The following is a 21968-nucleotide window of genomic DNA, read 5'->3' as shown; positions in this document are numbered from 1 at the left end:
CGGGACCAAAATTGTATAGGTTGGACCGGGGCAAGCTTCCGCCCGCTTCACTTAGTTTCCATGAAAAAGGATTAAAATAGGTTCATTAATATGAATAGATTGCACTTGCTTGGCTTAGCGTCTTTGTTGGCTTTTGCCTTTGGGTTTGCAAAAAATACAGTGTATGCAATGCCGGTATCCGGCAACACGAAAACGCAAAGTGTTGAATCGCATGGCGAACTGCGCCTGGCCACCTGGAATATTGAGCATTTGGCTTATCCCGTAGAGCAGGGATGTAGGCCAAGGCAAAAATCAGAAATCACCGCTCTGCAGCAGTACGCCGAAAGCCTCGATGCTGATGTAATTGCGCTCCAGGAAGTGGCTTCAGTCGCTGCGCTTAGACAAATATTTCCGGAATCCGAATGGCAGATTATTTTGTCCCAAAGACCGGATAGTGAGTCTTACGAATGTCGTGGTAGTGGCTTTACGTCAACCCAGCAAAAAGTTGCCTTTGCGGTTAACAAATCGGTACCGGTGCTGGCGGTAGATAATGTCGAAGAGTTGGGTTTAGAGATGCCCGGTCTGAGATATGGATTAGTTATTCAGGTGGCTTCGCCAAACGGGCCGATGGACATATTGAATGTGCACCTGAAAAGCGGCTGCTTTGTAGATGATTATTTGAGCAGTGATTCGGAGTCTTGTCAGATTTATGCCCGGCAGGCACCCATCTTAAACAAATGGATTTCGCAAAGAGAAGAGCAGGGTACACCTTATGTGATCTTGGGTGACTTTAACCATCGCATGTCAGCGCCCTATAACAGCTTATCAAGACTGTTACTCACCGAAGGTCGTTCTGCTCGTTTAGCCACACGTGATGTCATTGGTTGCCATCCTCGCTACCCGGCGCCTATCGACCATATCCTGGTGGGGGGAATGAATGCTAATGTGGCAAGCGAATCTGTGCAGGTACATACTTTTGAAAATATGGAAGCAGGAGAGATGCTGAGTGATCACTGTGCCATATCGACCGCTCTTTTCGCTGCAAAGCCAACTTATTCAAATGCGGTTACCTGGTTTACCCGTAGTAAAGAATATCAGTTATTAACGGAAGAGATATACAGTCTGGCCACTGACGCGGTTAAAACCGTGTCGCCTGACACCACAAACTGGGTGGTGGTAATGGATGTGGATGAAACCATACTGGATAATTCAGCCTATCAGCGTCACGCGGAAGCTATGGGCACCGGGTTTTCACCTGAGACCTGGAATACCTGGGTGCAAAGTGAAAAGGCGGTATTGGTGCCTGGGGCTAAAGCTTTCATGGAAGCCGTATTCCAACAGGGTGGAAAGATCGCACTGATCACCAATCGTCCACGTGAATTAGACGCACACACCTGGCGAAATTTGCAGGCTGTTGGGTTACCCGTGACTTCGGCCAATAGTTGTTTAATTGGTCGGCTGGCGGCAGATAAAGAGGCCATTGGGCAACCCGGAATACACAATGACAAAGATTTACGCCGTCAACAAATGTCGCAAGGTAAGGCGAGTTGTTTTTCTCTGACTCGTGAAATGCAAAAGAGCTGGAAGCAAGCGCATCAGATCCTGTTTCAGGTGGGTGACAATATCGAAGACTTCGCCGGTGTAACACAGGAAGAGGCGGATATTGAGTCTCTACTACCGGATCATGGCCGTAGCCTGTTTCTGTTGCCTAATCCGATGTACGGCTCCTGGCGTTAGAAGTATCTCTGGTTGATGCTAACTCGCCACTTACAGCATGTAGGTGGCGGTGCCAAAGGCGATGTGGGTGCCTTTTTCATTGTGTAACTCCATGCGACATACCGCGACTTTATTGCCTTTGCGGATCATTTCTGCCGTAGCTGTGAATTCCTCCCCTTTGCCCGGTCTAAGGTAATCCACCCGCATATCGATGGTGCCAATTCTGGCGATGCGCTGCTTAAACTCATCAGTCGTGAGGTCATCCAGGTCTTTGGCCACGTAAAGCATTGCCATCAGGCCACCTACTGTGTCTAAAATGGCTGCGGTAACACCACCGTGCAGGATCTTTTGATAGGGGTTACCCATCAGATTGTCTTGCCAGTTAAGTCGTATCGTTGCTTTGTCGAAATTATTGCGCTCGATATGCAGTCCCAGAAAGCGATTAAAGGGCAGTTGTTGGTCAAATACATCCATAACCAAATCTAACATGGCTTTTTTGGTTAACTTTGTTTCTTGCATCAAAATTCCTGTGAAGTTTTTAATGAAGCCAGAGGCAAAAACTCTTACACTTATACCCCTGAACAATGGCTATTGTGCCTTATTCGTCATGGCAGAAAAAGTCAGAGTAAATTACCTTATTGCTAATTTTTAATAATCACACTGAATCCTTTTGAACTCGAATACTGTAACCGTCCCCGCACCGCTTGAATCGCTTCAGACACCAAAACAAATATTGTCTGAAGTGTTTGGCTACCGCGAGTTTCGCGAAGGGCAAAGTGACATTATTAGCAATACTTTAAAAGGTATGAATACCCTGGTGCTCATGCCAACCGGTGGTGGTAAGTCACTCTGTTATCAAATTCCGGCTTTATTATTACCCGGCATTACTATTGTCGTGTCTCCCTTGCTGTCTCTGGTGCGTGACCAGATTGATTCGTTGGCGGCAATGGGGGTTTCTGCTGAGTGCTTAAACTCAACACAAACACCGCAGCAACAAATGCAGGCAGTGCAAAACCTCACCTCCGGGCACAGTAAGTTATTGTATGTGTCGCCGGAAAAGTTAATGCAGGTACAGTTTTTAAATTCCCTGTCGCAATTATCCGTAAGCCTTATCGCCATTGACGAGGCTCACTGTGTTTCTCATTGGGGTCATGACTTCAGGCCCGAATATCGCCAGTTGGGTCAGCTTAAGCAAGTTTTACCCGACACACCGGTAATGGCACTGACGGCCACCGCGGATATAGCCACTCGTTCAGATATTTTACTGCAATTGGGTATTCAGGATGCCTATATCTGGCGCGGTAGCTTTGACAGACCCAATATTCGCTATCTGCTGACGCAAAAATTTAAGCCTTTGCAGCAACTGCTGAAGTATCTCGAACAACAAGATGGCAGTGGTATTGTGTATTGTAACAGTCGCAATAAGGTAGATACCCTCACCGAACAGTTGTGTCGGCATGGCATCAAGGCCGCCGCCTATCACGCCGGTAAGTCCACCGAAGAACGGGAATGGGCACAGGCACAGTTTTTACAAGATAAAGTGGATGTGGTTGTGGCGACGGTGGCTTTTGGTATGGGGATCAATAAACCCAATGTGCGCTTTGTGGTGCATTTTGACTTGCCCCGCAGTGTGGAGTCCTATTATCAGGAAACCGGACGTGCCGGACGTGATGGTATGCCTGCCGAGGCTCTATTATTGTTTGACGAAAAAGAAGTAGCGCGCAATAAAGACTGGATATCGCAGTCGGAAAATCCGCAGCGCAGAGAGGTAGAGCTCAATAAATTTCAGGCTTTGGTGGCCTTTGCTGAGGCGCAAACCTGTCGTCGACAGGTTTTGCTCAATTACTTTTCTGAGTTCAGCGATACCGCCTGTGGCAATTGCGATATTTGCCTGGATCCCCCCAAGCGATTTGACGCCACTGAGGAAGCACAAAAAGTCCTCTCCTGTATTTTGCGTCTGCAACAGGCGGTACCGGTTAAGTCAGTGATTGAGGTGCTGAGAGGCAAAAAACTGAAAGATATGCCCGCCGAATGGTTTGAATTATCTGTCTATGGCATCGGACAAAAACAAACGGACGCCTGGTGGTGGAATGTTATATATCAGCTTATTCATCAGGGCATTGTGCGTCAGGATGTTACTCAAAATCTGGCGCTTAAACTCACTGAGGCCGCTCGTCCTGTCCTCAAAGCGGAATATCTGTTAACTCTGGCCGTGCCTCGTCTGAATTTGTCGTTCAGCAAAGACAAGTCGGTGGATGCTAAGAACTATGACCGGAAGCTCTTTGCCTTACTGAAAAACCTGCGCAAGCGACTGGCTGAGCAGGAAGACGTACCACCCTATGTGGTATTCAACGATGCCACCCTGGCGGAAATGGCACAGTGGCAACCGTCGACGCAACAAGAACTATTGCAAATCAACGGCGTAGGCCAAACCAAACTGAAAAAATACGGTGATGAGTTTATGCGTCTGTTACGGGAATACCGTAACTAGCTGCCATCAGGCAAAATCATACTCGCCGCCTTTTTCCAGCGCTTGTTTATACGCCTCGCGGTTTTGGACTTTCTCTACCCATTTAGTTATAGACGGGTAGTTTTTACACAGCCCACGATGCACTGCTGCTTCCAGTGGAAAACTCATTTGAAAATCGGCACCGGTTAATCGGTTTGCGGCAAACCAGTCATTGAGCTTTAAGTGAGTTTCGATAAAGGCTAGTTGTCGGGTGATATTGGGCATAATAAAGTTTTTATTCACTTTATTGGCAATGGCACCGGCGATGGGTTTGACAAAAAATGGCTGCGCGTTGTCTTTTACCTTCTGCATAACCAGTTTCAACAGCAATTGCGGCATGAGACTACCTTCGGCAAAATGTAACCAATAAACGTACTGCTGGTGATGGGCACTGTCCTCAGGGGGACGGAATTCACTATTGTTGTAGGTTCTGGCCAGATAATCGATGATGGCACCAGATTCTGCAATTGTCTGATCCCCATCGGTGAGCACCGGAGATTTGCCCAGCGGGTGCACCTTTTTTAAGGCGTCAGGTGCCAGCATGGTGCGCTTGTCTCGTTGATAAAATTCAATCTGATAATCCAGGTTGAGCTCTTCCAACATCCATAGTACGCGCTGCGAGCGAGAGTTATTCAGGTGATGAACGGTTAGCATAGTATTTTCCTAATTTTGATTTGGTTGTACGTTATTAACGTCAAATCGGACCAGTTTTTAATTTTGCACCAAAATTTGTTTAATGGCCTCAGAAAATCCGGGCAAAGCCGCCATTGAAAAGCGCATTGAATAGCATAATGCTCCTTCGGTTTTAACCGAACAGGGTTCATTAATATTACTGACTACGGGTTGGTAAACTATGATCAACAGGTTTGGGGGGATATCCGGTTGTAGGTGTTCAATAAGACGCTGATTTATCAACAGTGCAGTATATTGCTCATAAGTGATGGCTTTAAACGGAAGAGTAAGAACGGACACCTCAAACCCTCCGGTTGTAACCAGGTTAAGATACAAAGCCTGTTGCAGTGCTTTATTGGTCTCGGCGAGTGCAATAGTCATAAAAAAGGTAGCCTGAGCGCTACCTTCCACAACATAATGTCGAATCATCCACCGGCTGGCAAACTAGAAAAGTAAGCCGCCAGATTGGCAATATCTTCATCTGACAACGCTGCTGCCATTGGCGACATTACCGGGTTTTTACGGGTACCATCCCGGTAGGCTTTAATGGCATCCACCAGATAAAGTTCTTTCTGACCCGCCAGGTTGGGATAGTTGGGGATCATAGATATCCCGTTAGCGCCGTGACACGCCTGACAGGTTACAGACTTTGCTTTGCCTTTAGCAGCGTCACCTGCGGCTAAGGCAGAGCCACTGGATAATCCCAGAACTGCGGTTGCCATAACTAAAATAAGGGTCTTTTTCATGGTATTACATCTCTGCTTGTGCGTATTTTTAAACTGGAGTCAATCGACATAAATAACACAGATCATTACTCCAGTGGTTTGTTTTGGATCACCAGTTGCTTATATTGGACCAATAGTTGTCATTCGCCCAGAGTAAAATAGTTCAGTTTTGATGTCATATTGACCGCCAATTGCTTCAGCGTATCACTGGCAGCGGTTGCTTCCTCCACCATGGCTGCATTTTGTTGCGTCATATTATCCATTTGGCTGACCGCGCTGTTAATTTCGCTGATACCGGTAGATTGTTCTTTCGACGATAAGGCGATTTTATTCATCATATCAGTCACCTTAACTACTGACTGTATTATCTCTTCCAGGGTTTCCCCGGAGTTATTGACCAACTGCTTGCCTTCATCAACTTTTTTCACACTGTCTTGAATAAGCTCTTTGATTTGTTTTGCAGCGCCCGCCGAACGCTGCGCCAGATTGCGCACCTCGGTTGCTACTACGGCGAAACCCCGGCCTTCTTCGCCGGCACGAGCGGCCTCTACCGCAGCATTCAGGGCCAACAGGTTGGTCTGAAAAGCAATTTCATCGATGACATTAATGATATCCACTACTTTTCTACTTGACTGGCTAATCAACTCCATGCTGGCAATGGCTTCGGAGACGATTTGTCCTCCCTGATGGGCTTTTTCTTTAGTTTGATTCGCTATTTCGTGGGCTTCCTGGCTGTTTTTGGCATTCTCCTGGACAGTGGTGGTGAGTTCTTCCATGCTGGCGGCGGTCTCTTCCAAAGAAGAGGCCTGCTGTTCTGTGCGGTTGCTGAGTTCCTGGTTTCCCTGAGCAATCTCATTGGCACCGACAGTGACTTCTGAAGCGCAATGATTGATATCCAACACGGTTTCGCGAAGTTTTTCGACTGTGCCGTTGATTGCTGCCTTCAGGCTTTCAAACTCAGGGATAAACTCCTGTTGAATAGCGGTACTGAGATCCCCCTGAGACAGGTTTTCCAGCGCAGTTCTTACCGCACTGACGGCATTGACCCTTCCGGTAACCTCAATAGCAAATTTAACCACCTTGTAGACGTCACCGTTGAGATCTAATATCGGGTTATAGGTGGCGTGGATCCAGACTTCGGAACCATCTTTGGCGATTCGTTTATACTCACCAGCCTGAAATTCGCCATTGCGCAATTTATCCCAAAACATCTGGTATTCGTGGCTGTCACGATAATCAGGCGTTACGAATATTGCGTGTTTTTTACCCTGAATTTCATCCAACTGATAGCCCATCGCGTTGAGGAAGTTATCGTTGGCTCTGAGGATGGTGGCGTCGGGATCGAACTCGATAATAGCCTGCGACTTATCAATGGCGTTCAGTTGCCCCTGGTTATCGGCATCAATCATTTTTTGAGCCGTGATGTCTGTGGCGTATTTGACGATTTTGGCGACCTTGCCATTGAGCCCTAATATGGGGTTATATGAGGCTTGGATCCAAATATCGTCTCCACTTTTGGTTATCCGTTTAAACTCACCGGCTTGATATTGTCCGGCGCGTAAGGCATCCCAAAAATCACGATATTCCTGTGACTTTTTCATATCGCTGGGTACAAACATCTCATGCTTTTTGCCTTGAATTTCCTGCAATTCATAGCCCATGGCATTGAGAAAATTGTCGTTGGCTGTGATGATGCTGCTGTCCAGATTAAATTCGATAACTGCCTGAGATTTTCCTATGGCGGCTATTTGCCCTTGATAATCTGCATTCAGTCTTTTTTGTGCAGTGAAATCAGAAGCATACTTCACCACCTTAAAAGGCTTTTGTGATGCATCAAGAATCGGGTTGTATGAAGCTTGAATCCATACTTCTTTACCCTGTTTACCCACCCGCTGGTATTCACCAGTGGTAAACTTACCCTCATTCAGGTCTTGCCAGAATTTGCGATATTCCGCTGAGGCGCCCTCTTCAGGTGTAACAAACATACGGTGGTGCTTGCCCTTAATTTCCTCCAACTGATAGCCCATGGTGGCCAGAAAGTTCTCGTTGGCGGTTAAAATAGTACCGTCCATATCAAACTCGATAACGGCCTGGGATTTACCTATGGCGGATATTTGCCCTTCAAAGTTGGCATAATTTTGTTTCTGGCGGGTGATATCGGAGGCGTATTTAACGATTTTTAAAACCTTGCCATTGGTATCGAATATCGGGGTGTAGGATGCCTGGATCCAAATTTCTTTCGCGCCTTTACCGAAGCGTTGATACTCACCGCTTTGATGCTTGCCTTGCCGCAATTGCTGCCAAAAATTCTGATATTCAGCGCTATTGGCGTATTCAGGGGCCACAAACATGCGGTAATGTTTTCCCTTAATTTCAGCCAGTTGATAACCCATCGCGGCGAGAAAGTTGTCATTGGCATTTAAAATTTTGCCTTCGGTATCAAACTCAATGACGGCCTGGGTTTTGCTGATTGCCGCAATTTGCCCTTCAAAGTCGGTATTTTTCAGCTTTTGTTCGGTGATATCACTGGCGTATTTGATGATCTTCTTGAGCTGTCCGGTGCTGTCGTAGATGGGATTGTATGAGGCCTGAATCCAGACACTTTCCCCCGCCTTGTTTACCCGATGAAACTCTCCGGATTGAAATTCACCGTTGTTGAGATTTTGCCAAAAAGTGCGGTAGTCCTCAGAAGCTTGTTCCTCCTGAGAAACAAATATCCGGTGGTGTTGCGTTACCACTTCTGACAACTGGTAACCCATGGTGTTTAAAAAGTTATCATTGGCCCACAGTATTTTTCCATCCAGATCGAAGTGGATCACTGCTAAGGATTTACTGATGGCATTGATTTGGCCTTCGTGCTCGGCACTGAGGGTTTTTTGTTTGGTGATATCAGAGGCAAATTTGATGACCTTATAGACATTGCCACTTTGATCTAAAATCGGGTTGTAAGTGGCCTGGATCCAGACCTCCTCAGCGCTTTTATTTACTCTTAAAAACTCCCCCGACTGAAACTGGCCAGCGCGCAATTCTTTCCAGAAAGTCTGATAATCTGGATGTTGGCTGTCCCCGGGACGTAAAAACATACTGTGGTGCTTGTGTTGTATTTCGCTGAGCGAATAGCCCATCGCTGCAAGAAAATTGTCATTAGCAAATAAAATATTACCTTGAGGATCAAACTCAATAACCGCAAAGGAGCGCTGTAATGCTTCGGTGGTATTTCTGAGTTCCTGGAGTTCGACGCCGGTATCAGGCTCGGTAGTTATTTTTAGCTTTCCAAAACCTAGTTTCATAATGATTATGCCTTCCTGGTGATAGAAAATTCATTGCCTCTGGAGTTACCGGACAAGTTCTGTTTTCTCAAAATCTCACTGCGTGCCAGATTAATACTAAACCACATCTATACTTTTGCCATTTTTGAACAGCAAAATCAGGTAAAATCTCAGCACTTACTTGAACCTGTTAATATAGATAGTCTGGGTTTATTTTGTATTAGCCATTAGTCGGATTAGAGATTTACTATGCAGTTATTGATGTTGGATTACAGCTGGGTGCAGAATGAACAGGGCCTGGCCTGTACACTGACAAAGCTAGAGTCGAAAAACCAAATTAAGCTAAAGCGTCACGAACAAGGGGCTGACCGGGAACAGTGGTGCGTGGAAAGCAATAACACTGAATACCTTATTTTTGTAGAACACCTTTCAGAGTCGGCATGGGCAGAACTGGTTACGGGACGGGATGATCAAAAACTGCAGGATTTTTACTCAATATTATTTTCCGATACGGCAGTCTGATCGGAATATGCTATCCTGTGTGAATTCTTAACTTATTGTCGTTGTGGAAAAATTCTGAAGCAGCTCGCTATAATTTGGCTTTGTTATTTGTGCAGTATGGCATTTGCATTGGCAAACGCTGAAGTCATAGTACTGAATGACAACAATCCCCATGTCGATTTGAGTTCTAACCTGACATTTCAGACCACAGATGATCAGGTGCAGTTATCAGACATTAAAAATCGAGAATTACATTGGTCTGTTGAAGACCTGCCCAAGGTATTATCGGCCGAGCAAAGTTTATGGGGCAAAGCCAGCCTGCGCTATGAGTCCTTAGAGAAGTCTCGCTACACTCTTATCATCAACAACCCCAACCTCAATTACGTGGATATCTTTATCCTTGATGAGCTGGGCAGAATACTGCATTCCGCCAATATCGGTGCGAACCGTCCGTTTTCCAATCGGCCTTTTAATTATCGCGAGTTTGCCTTGCCTTTTGAGCTGGATTTTGGGCAAAAATTCGACATTGTTTTTCGCATCAAAGACGATGGCCCCCTGGTGTTCAACGTCAACTTTTGGAAAAGCACTGCACTTATCAAACAAGAAACCCGTAATCTGGCCTTGATAGGTGCCTTTACCGGGGCATTGTTAATCCTCGGCACCTACTTTTTGATCACCTATCTGATGTTGGGCAGTCCGGTTCGCTTCTGGTTTGCCATAGCCAACATGGTGTTTTTGATCTTGTTTCTCAACAACGAAGGTGTGCTGGGACAGCTGACGGGTTTTACCGCCTACATAGTGCCATTTTCTTTGGGGCTGGTGGCACTGTCGGTGTATTGTGCGGTTAAGGTGTCCTATGCCATGTTGATTGGCATGCCCGGTTACTGGCGACTGGTTAATTACCTTTGTGCTATCGCCTTTATCGTTATTGCGTTTTGGCCTGATGCCTATTATCAAATTGTGCTGGCGGCCGGGTTAGGCGCCGCGGTGATTTTATTGCAGTTGTTCCTGGCAATTTTTTATCGCAATCCTTTTAACAGTTTGCCCAATAAGTTATATATCGCGGGCTGGCTGGCAATCAGTCTGACCACGCTCACTCACACCGTTTTGTTTATCGACGGGCAGGTGCTCAATACTGGCACCAATTTGGGGTTCAATTTGCTGATTTTGTTAGGCGTTATCTGTTTGGCCGTTGCTGTAGAAGCCCACGAAAAAGTGATTATACATCTTCAGTACGAACAGCAGAAAAGCACCATCGCGGACTTACAGCGCTTTTATGATTTCTTCCGCAATTCTGCCGAAGGGCTGTTCAGCACCACGCAGGACGGCCAGTTGATTTCTGTTAACCCGGCTATGTGTCAGTTATTTGGTTACCAGAATGAACGCCAGCTTTTGCAGGAGGTACGCCATGCAACTCAGTTTTATGCCAATGAAGAAGACCGCGATATTTTAATCGGACAGCTAATTAAAGAAGGCAGTTGTATCGAAAAAGAAGTTAAAGGCATACGGCGGGATGGTACCGAGTTTTGGTTTTCTATTTCGGTGCAGATGCGGGAAGAGAATGACGTTAAGTTACTATTTGGCTCCATAGTGGATATCACTGAGCGCAAACAATCTGACATCAGCTTGCGTTACATGGCCACCCACGATTCTTTAACCGGCATTTACAATCGGCGTCACTTTGAAGGACAGCTCACTGAAGCCCTGTCTGCCATGAAAACTCAGGAGCAGGAACTGACCTTGCTTTACCTGGATCTGGATCAGTTTAAGATCGTTAACGACTCCTGTGGTCATAAGGCTGGTGATGTTCTGATCAAGCAATTGGCGCAAAAGCTCAACGATATTGTCATGAATCGCGGTATTTTGGGCCGTATGGGCGGCGATGAGTTTTCGGTGTTGCTCAAAGGTGACGAGGCGGTTTCGGGCTACACTGTGGCTAAAAAGCTGTTAAATGTGGTGCAGGACTATCGTTTCATCTGGGATAACCGCATGTTTACCCTGGGCGTTAGTATTGGTTTGGTGGAATACCGCAAGGGGATTAACAGTGCCGAGCAATTGATGAGTATGGCGGATTCCGCCTGCTATCTGGCGAAACAGCAAGGTCGAAATCAGATCCATATCTATTCCAGTGAAGATGCCAAAATGCAGCGCTATGAGGCAGATCTGGAATCCATAACCTTGATCAATCAGGCTTTGGATGAAGACAAGTTTGTACTTTACTTCCAGCATTATCAGTCTCTACAGAAAAGCCGGGCAGGACATCAGTACGAGATATTACTGCGTATCAAAGGAGATGACGGCAGTATCATACCGCCCGCCGCGTTTTTACCAGCAGCGGAGCGCTACAACCTGAGCACTAAAATTGATAAATGGGTGGTGGATCGCTACCTCATGTGGCTGTCTAAAAATCTGCAACATCTCAATGAACTCAGTCAGGCCAATATTAATTTGTGTGGGCTTTCTATGGGGGATAAGGATATTAAATTGTATTTCCTGAATGCCTTTGAAAAATACAATATTCCCTACGAGAAAATCTGTTTTGAGATTACCGAGAGCACCGCAATTGTGAAAATGGATGAAAGCCTCGATTTTATCAATACCTTCAGAAAACTGGGTTGCAAGTTTGCGCTGGATGATTTTGGTATCGGCTTTTCGTCTTATGAACACCTGAAAAATCTGCCCGTGGATTTCGTCAAAATTGACGGCAGTTTTGTCAAGGATATCCTGGTGGACCCAATAGATATGGCCATGGTGTGCTCCATGAAAGATGTGGCTAAAGCGATGGGAATAGGTACTGTGGCGGAGTATGTAGAATCCACTGAGATAATGGTGGAGTTGGGCAAAATCGGTGTGGATTTCGCTCAGGGCTATGGTGTTGCAAAACCAGAGGCACTAGATAGTTTTAAAAGTTATAATCAGATAACTTGAAATTGCCTCGATTTGTTATCATATCGGGTCTACCCAAAATTGAAGTTAAAACCTATGTCACAGCTGCTGCCCAAGTATCAATTTGTAAGTTCTGCAAAATTACCAACCCGCTTTGGATCCTTCATGATCCACGGCTTCGTTGATACTGCCAGCCATCAGGAACATGTGGCTTTGTCTTATGGTGAATGGCAGGAAGACGACATAGTTCCTATCCGTATTCACTCTGAATGCCTGACCGGCGATTCTTTATTCTCCACTCGATGTGATTGTGGTTTTCAGTTGGAAAAAGCGCTGGAAAATATTGTTAAAGAAGGCAAAGGGGTTTTGCTCTATCTGCGCCAGGAAGGTCGGGGCATTGGGTTACTCAACAAGATTAAAGCCTATAATTTGCAGGATCAGGGCTTAGACACAGTAGAAGCCAATGAGCACCTGGGCTTTGATGCTGATCTTCGGGAATACGATATCTGCAAAGTAATGCTGGATACCCTGAAGGTTAAACAAGTGCGATTGATGACCAACAACCCCAAAAAAATTGCCGCGCTGAAAGACCTGGGTATCAAGATCAAAGAGCGCCTCCCAATCGACCACGGTATTACCGAAGATAATAAACATTATCTAAAAACCAAAACCAAAAAACTGGGCCATGCCTTTGACCCACACCTTTTGAAGTAGGTTGGACTTCATTTCAACGACGGTGGATGGATTTACCGTGGTGTCGGAATAAATTCCGACCTACAAGTCCAACCACGGTGGATGGATTTACCGTGGCGTCGGAATAAATTCCGACCTACAAGTCCAACCACGGTGGATGGATTTACCGTGGCGTCGGAATAAATTCCGATCTACAAGTCCAACCACGGTGGATGGATTTACCGTGGTGTCGGAATAAATTCCGACCTACAAGTCCAACCACGGTGGATGGATTTACCGTGGCGTCGGAATAAATTCCTACTTACAAGTCCAACGACGCTGCCTGAATTAGCAACGTCGTCGGATAAGCTATGCTCTACTCCTCAATCGTCAGAGTCGCTTCGATACGGCGATTGAGCCTCTCCGCAAAGATTGTCTTTTGACTAGACAATAAATCGGTTTCGCCATAAGCCAGGATTTTAATGCGTTCAGCCTCGACCCCGTAGTTATTAACCAGCAAGGACTTAATGGCCTGTGCCCGGCGCTGAGATAAATCGAAGTTGTATTCATTAGTACCCGGCCTGGATGCATGTCCTTCAATCACCAATTCTGCATCAGGGTTAAAACGGGCTCGGGCGGCAAAGGCTTTGAGCTGCTCGTTGTCCTGTTTTTGCACTTTGGCGCTGTCGTGTTCAAAGAAAGCAGTAAAGGTCACAGTGTTTACCGAGTCCACCACATCGGGAAGCTGGCATCCAGCCTGGTCAACCGAAGATGTCTCGGAGTAGGGGCAGTTGTCCTTGTAATCGGCGACACCGTCTCTGTCGGAATCTTTGATGGATTTTGATTGCGCACTATGACCGAATTTATAAGCGATACCCAGTTTGGCACCGAAATTGTTGTGATTGACCCCCAGCTCTTTGTACCAGGCAGCTTCGGATATCAGGTTCCAGCTGTCATTCAGATGCCAGTGCCTTCCTAGGCCGAGGTTAAATAAATTAGGCTCATCGCCCAGGGTTTCGCGTTTTAAGCCAGTGAAAACATAAGTGTCGCGGCTATTGAGATAGTACATCACATCCGCCCCGTAACGCATACCGGCATCATTTACAGTCTCACCAGGTTGCAGTCGCTCCCGTTCTAAATCGGCTTCCAGTCCGGTTAGCTCTAAGCGTCCCGCCCAGTCTGAATTAAAGCGATAACCCAGTTCCTCACCGAATCCCCAACCGGTGCTTAGTGCGCCGGGTCTGTCTTCGGATGGGTTGTAAACCTCGCCACTTAAGCCAAACCACCAATATTGTTGGCTGCTGTCTGCAGTAGCGTAAGAAGTCATGGAACAGCTGATAAGTAGTGTCAGTAGCGTTTTTTTCATGGTGCTCTCCTGAGTATTTATATCCTGACAAAAACCCGGAAAGATGTTCCGGGTCCTCGATTTTTGCTCTGATTATCAGGCTTTTAAGTCCTGAAATGCCTTTTTAGCCTGTTCTTTGGTCATGCCGTATTTTTCCTGCATAACACCGTGAAAGTTCTCGAATTTACCTTCTACTTGCTTGACTTCGTCGTCGGTTAACTTCCCCCATTGCTGCTTTGCTTTACCTGTGAGCTGGTCCCACTTACCTTTCGCAATATCAATATTCATAGTGTCTCCTTGAGTGTGTTTAGGGTTAACTAAAGAATTCGAATATGCTGATTCAACTATCCTGCCAACTCTTAACTTATTGTTTTGTATGTATTTTTGTTATGTTTGGGTAAGTGGAGTGTAATATCCGAGAATTTTTTACACGGCCTGATTGTGAAAATTACAGGCAGAGGAAATGGGGAAGATAAATTTTCGCCGCTTGTTGCGGCAGTTAGGGCTTACGTCAAATCAGTGGTCTTCGTAGTGACCACCGATAGCAAAAATATAGACCGCGTTTTCATCGAATTTATAAATTAGCCTGTCTTTCTGCGAAATCCGTTTAGACCAGAAACCTGTAAGGTTATGTTTTAATTGTTCGGGCTTTCCTAACCCTTGACCTGGATCTTCTCGAAGCATTTCCTTTAATACTTTGCAAAGTGCTTTGTGGAGCTTTTTGTCTTTTTCTCTTAATTCTTCGTAGGTTGTCCAGGTTCTACCTTCAAATACCAGTGATCTCATTTAGCTCCTCACCGGTTAGAGTATAACCGCTGCCTTTTGCATTCGTTGCAGTCGACTCAGCTATTTGCTTCATTAGACTAGTATTTTGCAATACGTAGAGCGTTTCTTGTTCTCTTTCCCAATCCTCAGCACTCATAATCACAAATGCTGCGCCTGCTCTTCGAGTCACTTTCATGGGTTCGTGGTTCGTAACCACTTTTTCCACATAGGTTTTTAATTTATCTCTAAATTGGTTTACGCTAACTGAATCCATAAATCCCACCACTTGTACTGAAATACAGTACAAATTTATCTAAAACGCCTTAACAAAGCAATCAAACAGGGCAAAAATCCGTTGGCTGACCTGTGTCACTCAGGCATTTTCGCCAATAAGTTTTTGCTATTTGTCGAGGCTTGTAGTTGCCATCGGGCTATTGTGTAAAATTCCCAGTACCTGTGCTTGTTTCTAAGCTAATCATCTCCTAAATAATGTACAAGTGAGGTGTGAAATGAGAATCGTCTCTTTTACTGAAGCCCGAAATGATATAAAAGCCGTCTTGGACAATGTAATTAATGATGCGGATACAACTATAATCACTCGGCGTGATTATGAAGATGTTGTAGTAATGTCATTGGATTACTACAACTGTCTTATGGAAACTGTTCATTTACTTCGTTCGCCAGCGAACGCGGAACACTTGAATCGTTCAATAGCGCAGTTTAAAACGGGCAAAACGATTCAGCGAAATATTATTGACGAGTAACAGGTTTTTATCTTGGACTGATGAAGCTTGCAGTAGTTACGTCTACTGGCAGACCTTCATCACAGCCTGGTTATTTCCCAGCGACAAAGCGTTTTAGCAGAACTGGCAGAAGGGTCAGGTCGATAATAAAGGCCAGTAGCATGGCTACCGCTGTCAGCACACCAAACAAAACGCTGGGCACAAAGTCTGAAAAGCTCAGTAAGGAAAATCCGGCAGCGATGATGACTGTGGTGCAAAACAGGGCAAAGCCGGTACTGTGAAAGGTATCTTTAAGGGCGTTGCTGTCAGCTTCGCTGTTTTTGCCTGCCAGATAGCGGTGCACGAAGTGAATGGTGTCGTCAACGGCGATACCCATAGCGATAGCGGCTATGGTAATGGTCATGATATCCAATGGAATGTTAAACCAGCCCATCACGCCCAACACACCCGCTGTTGTTAAGATATTCGGTATAACCGCGATAAGCGCAATTTTAACTGAGCCAAATACTACAAACAGCACCAGGGTGAGCGCCACAAACACCAGCCCCAGCGTTAATATTTGCGATTGATAAAGTTGTTTTAATATATCCTGATACAACACAAACAGGTTGGTAGTGTAAAACTGCTGCGCATCTATGCCTTGGACCACAATGTCCTTGTGTAATGAATCCAGAAATTCTGTGCGGGTGAAATTCTCGGTAGTATCCTGAATTCGGGCACTGATACGCAATTGTTGATGGCTTTCAGAAAAATAGCTCTGCACTAATTTGTCTTTCAGTGAGTCGTCCAGCAGCATATACAAGGCGGACAATTCATATTCAGTCAGCGGTTTATTGTTGTTAATTTGTTTCGCCAACTCGGTAAAGTTTACCACTGATGAGGTGTTACCCATGGCCTCATATTGGCGCAGGACAGTCTGAATTATCTGTAAGTTTTGAATGTCTTTGGCAGTCAAAATCAGATCTTTGTTGTCCGAACCTTGAATCTGATAGATCACGTCCAGTGGAGTTGAGCCGCCAAACTCTTTATCAATAAAAGCTAACTCCTGGTGCACTCTGGTGGATTTATCAAAATAATTGATAAAACTGTTTTCGACATTCAGGCGCATAAATCCGCTGGCCGCGAACAGGGTTAGCAAGAATCCGGCAGCCATAATGAGTTTCGGAAAACGCAGTACCACAGAATAAAACCCCTGCAACAGATTACTTATCAACGCATGTTTAGGCTGTCGCTCAGCTGCCCCGAAACTGACCAAGATGGCTGGAAACAGCAACAGACTGACACAGATGGAAATGATCATGGCCACTATCATCATCCAACCAAAACTAATCACCGGCTGAATACCACTAAAGATCAAAGAACCAAAGCCCACTGATGTGGTTAATCCGGCAAACAGGCAGGGCTTAAACTTATTCTTGATGGTTTCGCTGACCAGTTCGCTGTGGCTAAAGTGATTATCTTGCGCTTTGAGCTGCCGATATTCGACACTCAGGTGAATGACGATGGCCAGCGTCAGTATAATTTGCAAAGCGATAAAATTAGCGGATATCACCGTGGTGCGTATATCAAAATAGGCAAACACACCGATGGCTAACAACACGCTGACAGCACAGCAAATCAGGGGCAAAAATACCCAGCGAAACTGTCGAAACAACAGCAACAACAGGGTGGCGATAGCTGCCGCAATAATGCCACTAAACAATTGCAGATCTTTGCTGATGATTTCCACCAGTTGCTGACCCAGGACATGTGAGCCACCGACAAACAACTCTGCATCAGATTGATAGGGGGTTAAAATCTCGTAGATTTGTTGTAGCTCTGCCTGGCGTTGTTTATTGAGAGCCTGTCGGATGCTATCTGCTTGCGCTTGCAAAGCGGCAATCTCTGCGTTTTCTTGTTCGGAAAGTTCTCTGGAAAGGGCGTGTTGCTCGATAGCCAGAATATCCGATTCCAATTGGGCCAGTTGCGCATTATCCCGGAAAACTATCTGAATCGCGGTAGCGGTTTGCGCTTTGTTCACCAGTAAATCGGTAAACAGTGGGTGGTTATCGAATATTTTAGCCATTCGCTCTGGCGCATATTTTTGTGCCTGCCAGGTCCAGTCATCGGGGTTAATGTCGGCGCTGAGAGTTTCGATTTGCGACAGCAAAGGCACATTCAAAATAGAAGTCGTGCTCGATACCCTGTCCATGCGTGAGAAGGCTTCACTCAGGCTGGTGATGGTATGGAATGTCTCTTCACTAAATACCCCCTGTGTTTTGGGCTTAATCGCCACCAAAACAAATTCTACCGGGTTGAATCGATCCGCCACCACTTTAGTCTGTATATAATTTTTGTTGTTTTTCATCAGCAGGGTGTCAGCCGATGCATCGATTTTGAATTGCGGGGCAAAATAGGCCGCGCTTATGGCGGCCCCTAAAAACAGCAGGATGATCAGCCAGGGTTTAGCAATGACGATACGATTGAAGTAGCCCATGGATTATTCCTCTTCGGGTTGCGCCTGTTCTGTTGAGGCCTTATCTCTCATTCTGGACTGGAGGTAGAGCTCTCTGAAAAACACATAGGGATCGTCAGTTTTGGCTGATAACGCTTGATAGGATTGTGATTGCTCACTGAAGTCATGGATGCCTTGTGTAAGCAATAGGATACTGGTTTCGGGATCATCGCTCAGGTAACGCACTGGGTTGGCTAAGCCTTCGACAGTGAAAGATACGCCACCGCGCACATCTGAAGACCCCAGTATTGGCAACACGAGATAGTTGCCAGGCTTCGCACCATAGAAGGCGAGGGTTTCGGCAAAGGTCTGTTTTTGTTCCGCTAATTCCAGCCAGTGGGTGGCCGGATCAAACAGGCCAAATAAACCTACAGTGGAATTTACTACAAAGCGGGTTAGGGAGGTCATGATGCCTTCGCCGTCAAACTGTAAACCGTGATTGACCAGATTTAACGGTTCCCGAATATTACTAAAAAAGTTATCCACCGAGTCTCTGACCGGCTCTGGAAAAACGGCCACATAACCATCGGCCACCGGGATCAGTATCCAGCGATATAATTTATCGTTGAAGGTAAACATAGCGCGGTTAAAACCTTCAAATTCATCCCGGTAATAGCTGCAGGCGTGGTCAGAAGTTTCCGGCTCACGGTAACCTACGACCGTCGGTTCAATTTCTGTGCTGCCCTGAGAAGTACTGACCAGGATTTTATCGTCGTTTAGTTCTCGCTGTAGGGGTTCCGGGCAGTGTTGCGCTAAATGGGGCCGACTGGCACAGCCAGCCAGGCCGGCCCCGAGCATTAGCAACAGCAGGACAATGACCCTGTTAAGGGAAGAACGGTTGCGTACTTGATTCATAGGTACCTGCCGTATTTGCTTGTGTTAATGGATTAGATAGAAGCTCTGATATTTTGTGCCAGCGCTTTGGCGTCGTAGACCCGGTTGGGATCGGCTGGCTCCCCTTTACCCATTGATACGGTCATTACGCTCTTATGATCTTTGGTGACTTCTTCAGACTCGATAATAGCGCCTGTGTAGTAGGGGTGATGTACTGTGGTGCAACCCAACAATCCACAACGGGTGCTTGTATGGGTGCTGGTGGCGCCAATATTGGTACCAGTCTGAACACGCTTTTTATTGGTTTCCATGTCTTGATTATCAACATAGAACCAGTCGTACCCCTGTTCCAGGGTTAGGTTCGCGGCGTGTAGTAAGGTGTAATCCAGAATTTTCTCTTTGTCTGTGGCGCGATTACCACGGAAGGTGACGCGATACTTGTTATCGGTCAACTTGGTGTGGGTATAACCAAAGTCTCCTTTTTCAGATGCCATTGTAAAAGGCGTTGGCTGCATTGAGGCACAGGAAGCCAGGGCCAAAACCAAAGTGCTTAGTACGAGTGATTTAAATACAGTCATGTTTTTCCTCCGGAAAAATAAATACCACTTCAGGAGCAATTAAAACTCCTGTCTCCGGTGATTGCAGAAATCACACCAACTCAGAAAAAATCTAACTACTCCCAGTAATTCAACGGTTTAAAGGGATTTTTATTCCTTTGGGGAGTCTTCAGAAGGGATGTGTTTTGAAATAATTAACCTGTTATGTGAAATTTTTTCATTGGCAAATATGGAATAGGGTGAGCCGTGGCGCTCACCCTGATAGGAGATTTTTTATAATGACTGCAATTTTTTGATGTAGGCATCCGGGCTAAATTCGCGGCCCAGGAAATCTGCTACAAAATCGGCAGCGGGTTTACTGCCGGCTGCACCCAATACCATGTTGCGATAATCCGCAGCGACTTTTTTGTTACGCATGCCTTCTTTTTCAAAGCGAGAGAACAAATCAGTGGCAATGGCCAAAGACCATTGATAGGTATAGTAGTTGGAACTGTAGCCGTTCAGGTGACCAAAGTTGGCGTAAAAGTGCGTCCCTTCTACGTAGGGGTAAGCGGCAAATTTATCCTGAATATCTAACATCAGCGGATCTAACTCAAAAGAATCAGGCTCGCGGTTGTAGTAATTCAGCGACAAGTTGGCGTAAAAGATTTGCGTGGCTGTGCCGGTTGCCAGACCAAAATCACGGGCGCGATTCATTTTTGCCACCAGTTCTTTGGGAATGGTTTCGCCTTTTTCGTTAGAGGCAAAGGTTTTCAGCGTATCGTAATCCCAAATCCACTCTTCCAGCATTTGTGATGGCGCTTCAACGAAGTCGCGTTCCATGCTCATACCTGTAATGGCGTACCACTTTTGTGTACCGGAAAACATGTTGTGGATCAGGTGGCCAAATTCATGCAAAAAGGTTTCCACTTGACCGTGCTCCATCAAACCGCGAGGGAAGTTTTGGGCCAGTCCGGACAAGGGAATTTGCTTGTCTTTGATACCCGGACGCAATGTCCAATGGGCGGCGTGTTTGTATTTGTCGGCGCGAGGGTGATTATCCATGTAGAACCGTCCCAGCAGTTTGCCGTTTTCTAAAATCTGGTAGGTTTCTACGTCTTCATGCCAGGTGGCGGTTTCCCAGGGCTGAATGTCTACACCAAACAAATCCTCGGTCAGACCAAAAATACCGTCCCGTACTTTTTCATAATGGAAGTATTCCCGCACTTCCTTGGAGTCCAGGGCGTAGTCTTCCTGACGGATCAGGTTTTGCAAGTAGCCGGCCTGCCATACCTGAACTTCTTTGGCGTCTGGATTGATTTTTTGCAGACGTTTAAGCAACACGGCCAGTTCTTTTTCTACTGGCTCCTGTAATGCGCCACCAATGCGGTTTAAAAAGGCTTGGGCATTCTCTGGCGTAGCAATCATTTTGTCGTCCATGGACTGCTCTGCATGGTTTTTAAAGCCCAGAATGTTAGCCAGTTCGTGACGCTTTTCGATGAGCTTTTTCAGCACAGCTTCATTTTGCGGATAGCCTCTGGAACGCGCTGCCACTCGAAGTTTATGGCGTAACTCATCGCTATTGGAGTAAGTCATTACCGGGCTTAAATCTGGATAATCGGTGGAGATTTTGATGATGCCGTTTTCATCGGCCGGGTGGCTGTCGATGTAATCTTGCGGCAGACCGTCCAGTTGCTCTGGTGTGGCTTCGACATAGCGTACATCACTGCGAATGTTTTTATTGAATTCGTTGCCAATTTCGGTGATTTCTTGCTGCAGGGCGCGGATCTTATTGCGGGTTGCTTCGTCTTTATCCACACCGGCACGTCTGAAATCGGAAAGTGCTGACTCCACCATAAAGCGCTCAGTTTTATCCAGCTTGCTTAAATCGATAGCCGCTACGCGGTCGTAATAGCCTTTGGATAATCCGGTTTGCGTGAAGAAGTCAGATTGCTTCTCGCTACAGGCGTTAGCCGCATCGCGAATAGACTCTTCTGGATGAACAGCGCGAATATGCCAAACGTGTCTGACGGGCATCATGTTATCGATAATCTGATCAAAAGCACCCACTACGTTTTCCAGTGTCGCGGGACCTGTGCTATTTTCTAATGCCTGAAAACTGGTTTGCGCCTGAGCAAGAATGTCGTCGCAAAGTTTAGTGATCTGTTCACCAGTTAAATTGGGATCGATGCCATCGATAAGCATTTTGTTTTGGCTATGATGTTCGGCGTGCGCGCCAAAACCCAGCAGTGAGCCGGCCACTGCCAGTGATAAGAGTGCAGATTTCATTAGGGTGTTCCTTATTATCTTTGTAACCGAAAA

The 21968-nt window shown here is 46.0% G+C and carries 19 protein-coding genes; 6 read left to right on the top strand and 13 right to left on the bottom strand.

The genetic code is table 11. The annotated features are described in order from the left end of the window. The first annotated feature begins 90 nt into the window (after positions 1 to 90). Complete coding sequence (locus ACXAD8_RS14260) at positions 91 to 1716, top strand: HAD family acid phosphatase (protein ID WP_475229888.1); 1626 nt, start codon at positions 91 to 93, stop codon at positions 1714 to 1716. Positions 1717 to 1746: 30 nt separating this feature from the next. On the opposite strand, the gene ACXAD8_RS14255 is transcribed toward ACXAD8_RS14260, so the two are convergent. Further along, positions 1747 to 2214, bottom strand: a complete 468-nt coding sequence (locus tag ACXAD8_RS14255) for a thioesterase family protein (protein WP_475229885.1) — start codon at positions 2212 to 2214, stop codon at positions 1747 to 1749. 151 nt (positions 2215 to 2365) lie between these two features. Here ACXAD8_RS14255 and recQ point away from each other — a divergent pair, with 151 nt between their 5' ends. Continuing rightward, complete coding sequence (gene recQ / locus ACXAD8_RS14250; RefSeq protein ID WP_475229883.1) at positions 2366 to 4186, top strand: DNA helicase RecQ; 1821 nt, start codon at positions 2366 to 2368, stop codon at positions 4184 to 4186. A 6-nt stretch (positions 4187 to 4192) separates the two neighbouring features. On the opposite strand, the gene ACXAD8_RS14245 is transcribed toward recQ, so the two are convergent. The 4 genes from ACXAD8_RS14245 to ACXAD8_RS14230 all read right to left on the bottom strand — a co-directional run bounded on the left by ACXAD8_RS14245 (position 4193) and on the right by ACXAD8_RS14230 (position 8891). Next, a complete protein-coding gene (locus tag ACXAD8_RS14245) occupies positions 4193 to 4858 on the bottom strand; it encodes a glutathione S-transferase (RefSeq protein ID WP_475229880.1) in 666 nt (221 codons plus the stop codon). A 57-nt stretch (positions 4859 to 4915) separates the two neighbouring features. Further along, positions 4916 to 5305 carry a hypothetical protein gene (locus ACXAD8_RS14240; protein ID WP_475229877.1) on the bottom strand — a complete coding sequence of 130 codons (390 nt, stop codon included), beginning with the start codon at positions 5303 to 5305 and terminating at the stop codon, positions 4916 to 4918. Further along, entirely contained in the window at positions 5302 to 5622 is a 321-nt protein-coding gene (locus ACXAD8_RS14235; protein WP_475229875.1) for a c-type cytochrome, read from the bottom strand. The genes ACXAD8_RS14240 and ACXAD8_RS14235 overlap by 4 nt, the downstream gene beginning before the upstream one ends. Positions 5623 to 5741: 119 nt before the next feature. Then, positions 5742 to 8891 (bottom strand): methyl-accepting chemotaxis protein, encoded by a 3150-nt coding sequence (locus tag ACXAD8_RS14230; RefSeq protein WP_475229872.1) that lies wholly within the window; start codon positions 8889 to 8891, stop codon positions 5742 to 5744. A gap of 228 nt (positions 8892 to 9119) precedes the next feature. Here ACXAD8_RS14230 and ACXAD8_RS14225 point away from each other — a divergent pair, with 228 nt between their 5' ends. The 3 genes from ACXAD8_RS14225 (at position 9120) to ribA (ending at position 12971) form a co-directional block, all read left to right on the top strand. Further along, positions 9120 to 9392, top strand: a complete 273-nt coding sequence (locus ACXAD8_RS14225) for a DUF3630 family protein (RefSeq protein WP_475229868.1) — start codon at positions 9120 to 9122, stop codon at positions 9390 to 9392. A 96-nt stretch (positions 9393 to 9488) separates the two neighbouring features. Next, on the top strand, positions 9489 to 12299 hold the full coding sequence (locus ACXAD8_RS14220) for an EAL domain-containing protein (RefSeq protein ID WP_475229865.1): 2811 nt from the start codon (positions 9489 to 9491) through the stop codon (positions 12297 to 12299). A 54-nt stretch (positions 12300 to 12353) separates the two neighbouring features. Further along, entirely contained in the window at positions 12354 to 12971 is a 618-nt protein-coding gene (gene ribA / locus ACXAD8_RS14215) for a GTP cyclohydrolase II (RefSeq protein ID WP_475229862.1), read from the top strand. Between the two features lie 334 nt (positions 12972 to 13305). On the opposite strand, the gene ACXAD8_RS14210 is transcribed toward ribA, so the two are convergent. The 4 genes from ACXAD8_RS14210 to ACXAD8_RS14195 form a co-directional block, all read right to left on the bottom strand. Continuing rightward, on the bottom strand, positions 13306 to 14295 hold the full coding sequence (locus ACXAD8_RS14210; RefSeq protein ID WP_475229860.1) for an OmpA family protein: 990 nt from the start codon (positions 14293 to 14295) through the stop codon (positions 13306 to 13308). 75 nt (positions 14296 to 14370) lie between these two features. Then, on the bottom strand, positions 14371 to 14562 hold the full coding sequence (locus tag ACXAD8_RS14205; RefSeq protein WP_475229857.1) for a CsbD family protein: 192 nt from the start codon (positions 14560 to 14562) through the stop codon (positions 14371 to 14373). Positions 14563 to 14790: 228 nt separating this feature from the next. Beyond that, positions 14791 to 15060, bottom strand: coding sequence for a Txe/YoeB family addiction module toxin (locus ACXAD8_RS14200; RefSeq protein WP_475229854.1), 270 nt, complete (start codon positions 15058 to 15060; stop codon positions 14791 to 14793). Then, entirely contained in the window at positions 15041 to 15313 is a 273-nt protein-coding gene (locus tag ACXAD8_RS14195; RefSeq protein WP_475229852.1) for a type II toxin-antitoxin system Phd/YefM family antitoxin, read from the bottom strand. The genes ACXAD8_RS14200 and ACXAD8_RS14195 overlap by 20 nt, the downstream gene beginning before the upstream one ends. 235 nt (positions 15314 to 15548) lie before the next feature. Here ACXAD8_RS14195 and ACXAD8_RS14190 point away from each other — a divergent pair, with 235 nt between their 5' ends. Continuing rightward, a complete protein-coding gene (locus ACXAD8_RS14190; RefSeq protein ID WP_475229849.1) occupies positions 15549 to 15803 on the top strand; it encodes a type II toxin-antitoxin system Phd/YefM family antitoxin in 255 nt (84 codons plus the stop codon). A 70-nt stretch (positions 15804 to 15873) separates the two neighbouring features. On the opposite strand, the gene ACXAD8_RS14185 is transcribed toward ACXAD8_RS14190, so the two are convergent. The 4 genes from ACXAD8_RS14185 to ACXAD8_RS14170 all read right to left on the bottom strand — a co-directional run bounded on the left by ACXAD8_RS14185 (position 15874) and on the right by ACXAD8_RS14170 (position 21935). Continuing rightward, positions 15874 to 18258, bottom strand: a complete 2385-nt coding sequence (locus ACXAD8_RS14185) for an efflux RND transporter permease subunit (RefSeq protein ID WP_475229846.1) — start codon at positions 18256 to 18258, stop codon at positions 15874 to 15876. 3 nt (positions 18259 to 18261) lie between these two features. Continuing rightward, positions 18262 to 19131 carry an MlaA family lipoprotein gene (locus ACXAD8_RS14180; RefSeq protein WP_475229843.1) on the bottom strand — a complete coding sequence of 290 codons (870 nt, stop codon included), beginning with the start codon at positions 19129 to 19131 and terminating at the stop codon, positions 18262 to 18264. Positions 19132 to 19163: 32 nt separating this feature from the next. Further along, the gene (locus tag ACXAD8_RS14175) at positions 19164 to 19688 is read right to left on the bottom strand and encodes a CC0125/CC1285 family lipoprotein (RefSeq protein ID WP_475229840.1); all 525 of its coding nucleotides are present in this window, start codon (positions 19686 to 19688) and stop codon (positions 19164 to 19166) included. 252 nt (positions 19689 to 19940) lie between these two features. Next, positions 19941 to 21935, bottom strand: coding sequence for a M3 family metallopeptidase (locus ACXAD8_RS14170; protein ID WP_475229837.1), 1995 nt, complete (start codon positions 21933 to 21935; stop codon positions 19941 to 19943). Positions 21936 to 21968: the final 33 nt, after the last annotated feature.

The organism is Planctobacterium sp. AWH2_060, assembly GCF_056158425.1.
The sequence above is the reverse complement of the archived record's forward strand: the minus strand, read 5'-3'. Positions and strand labels throughout refer to the sequence as shown.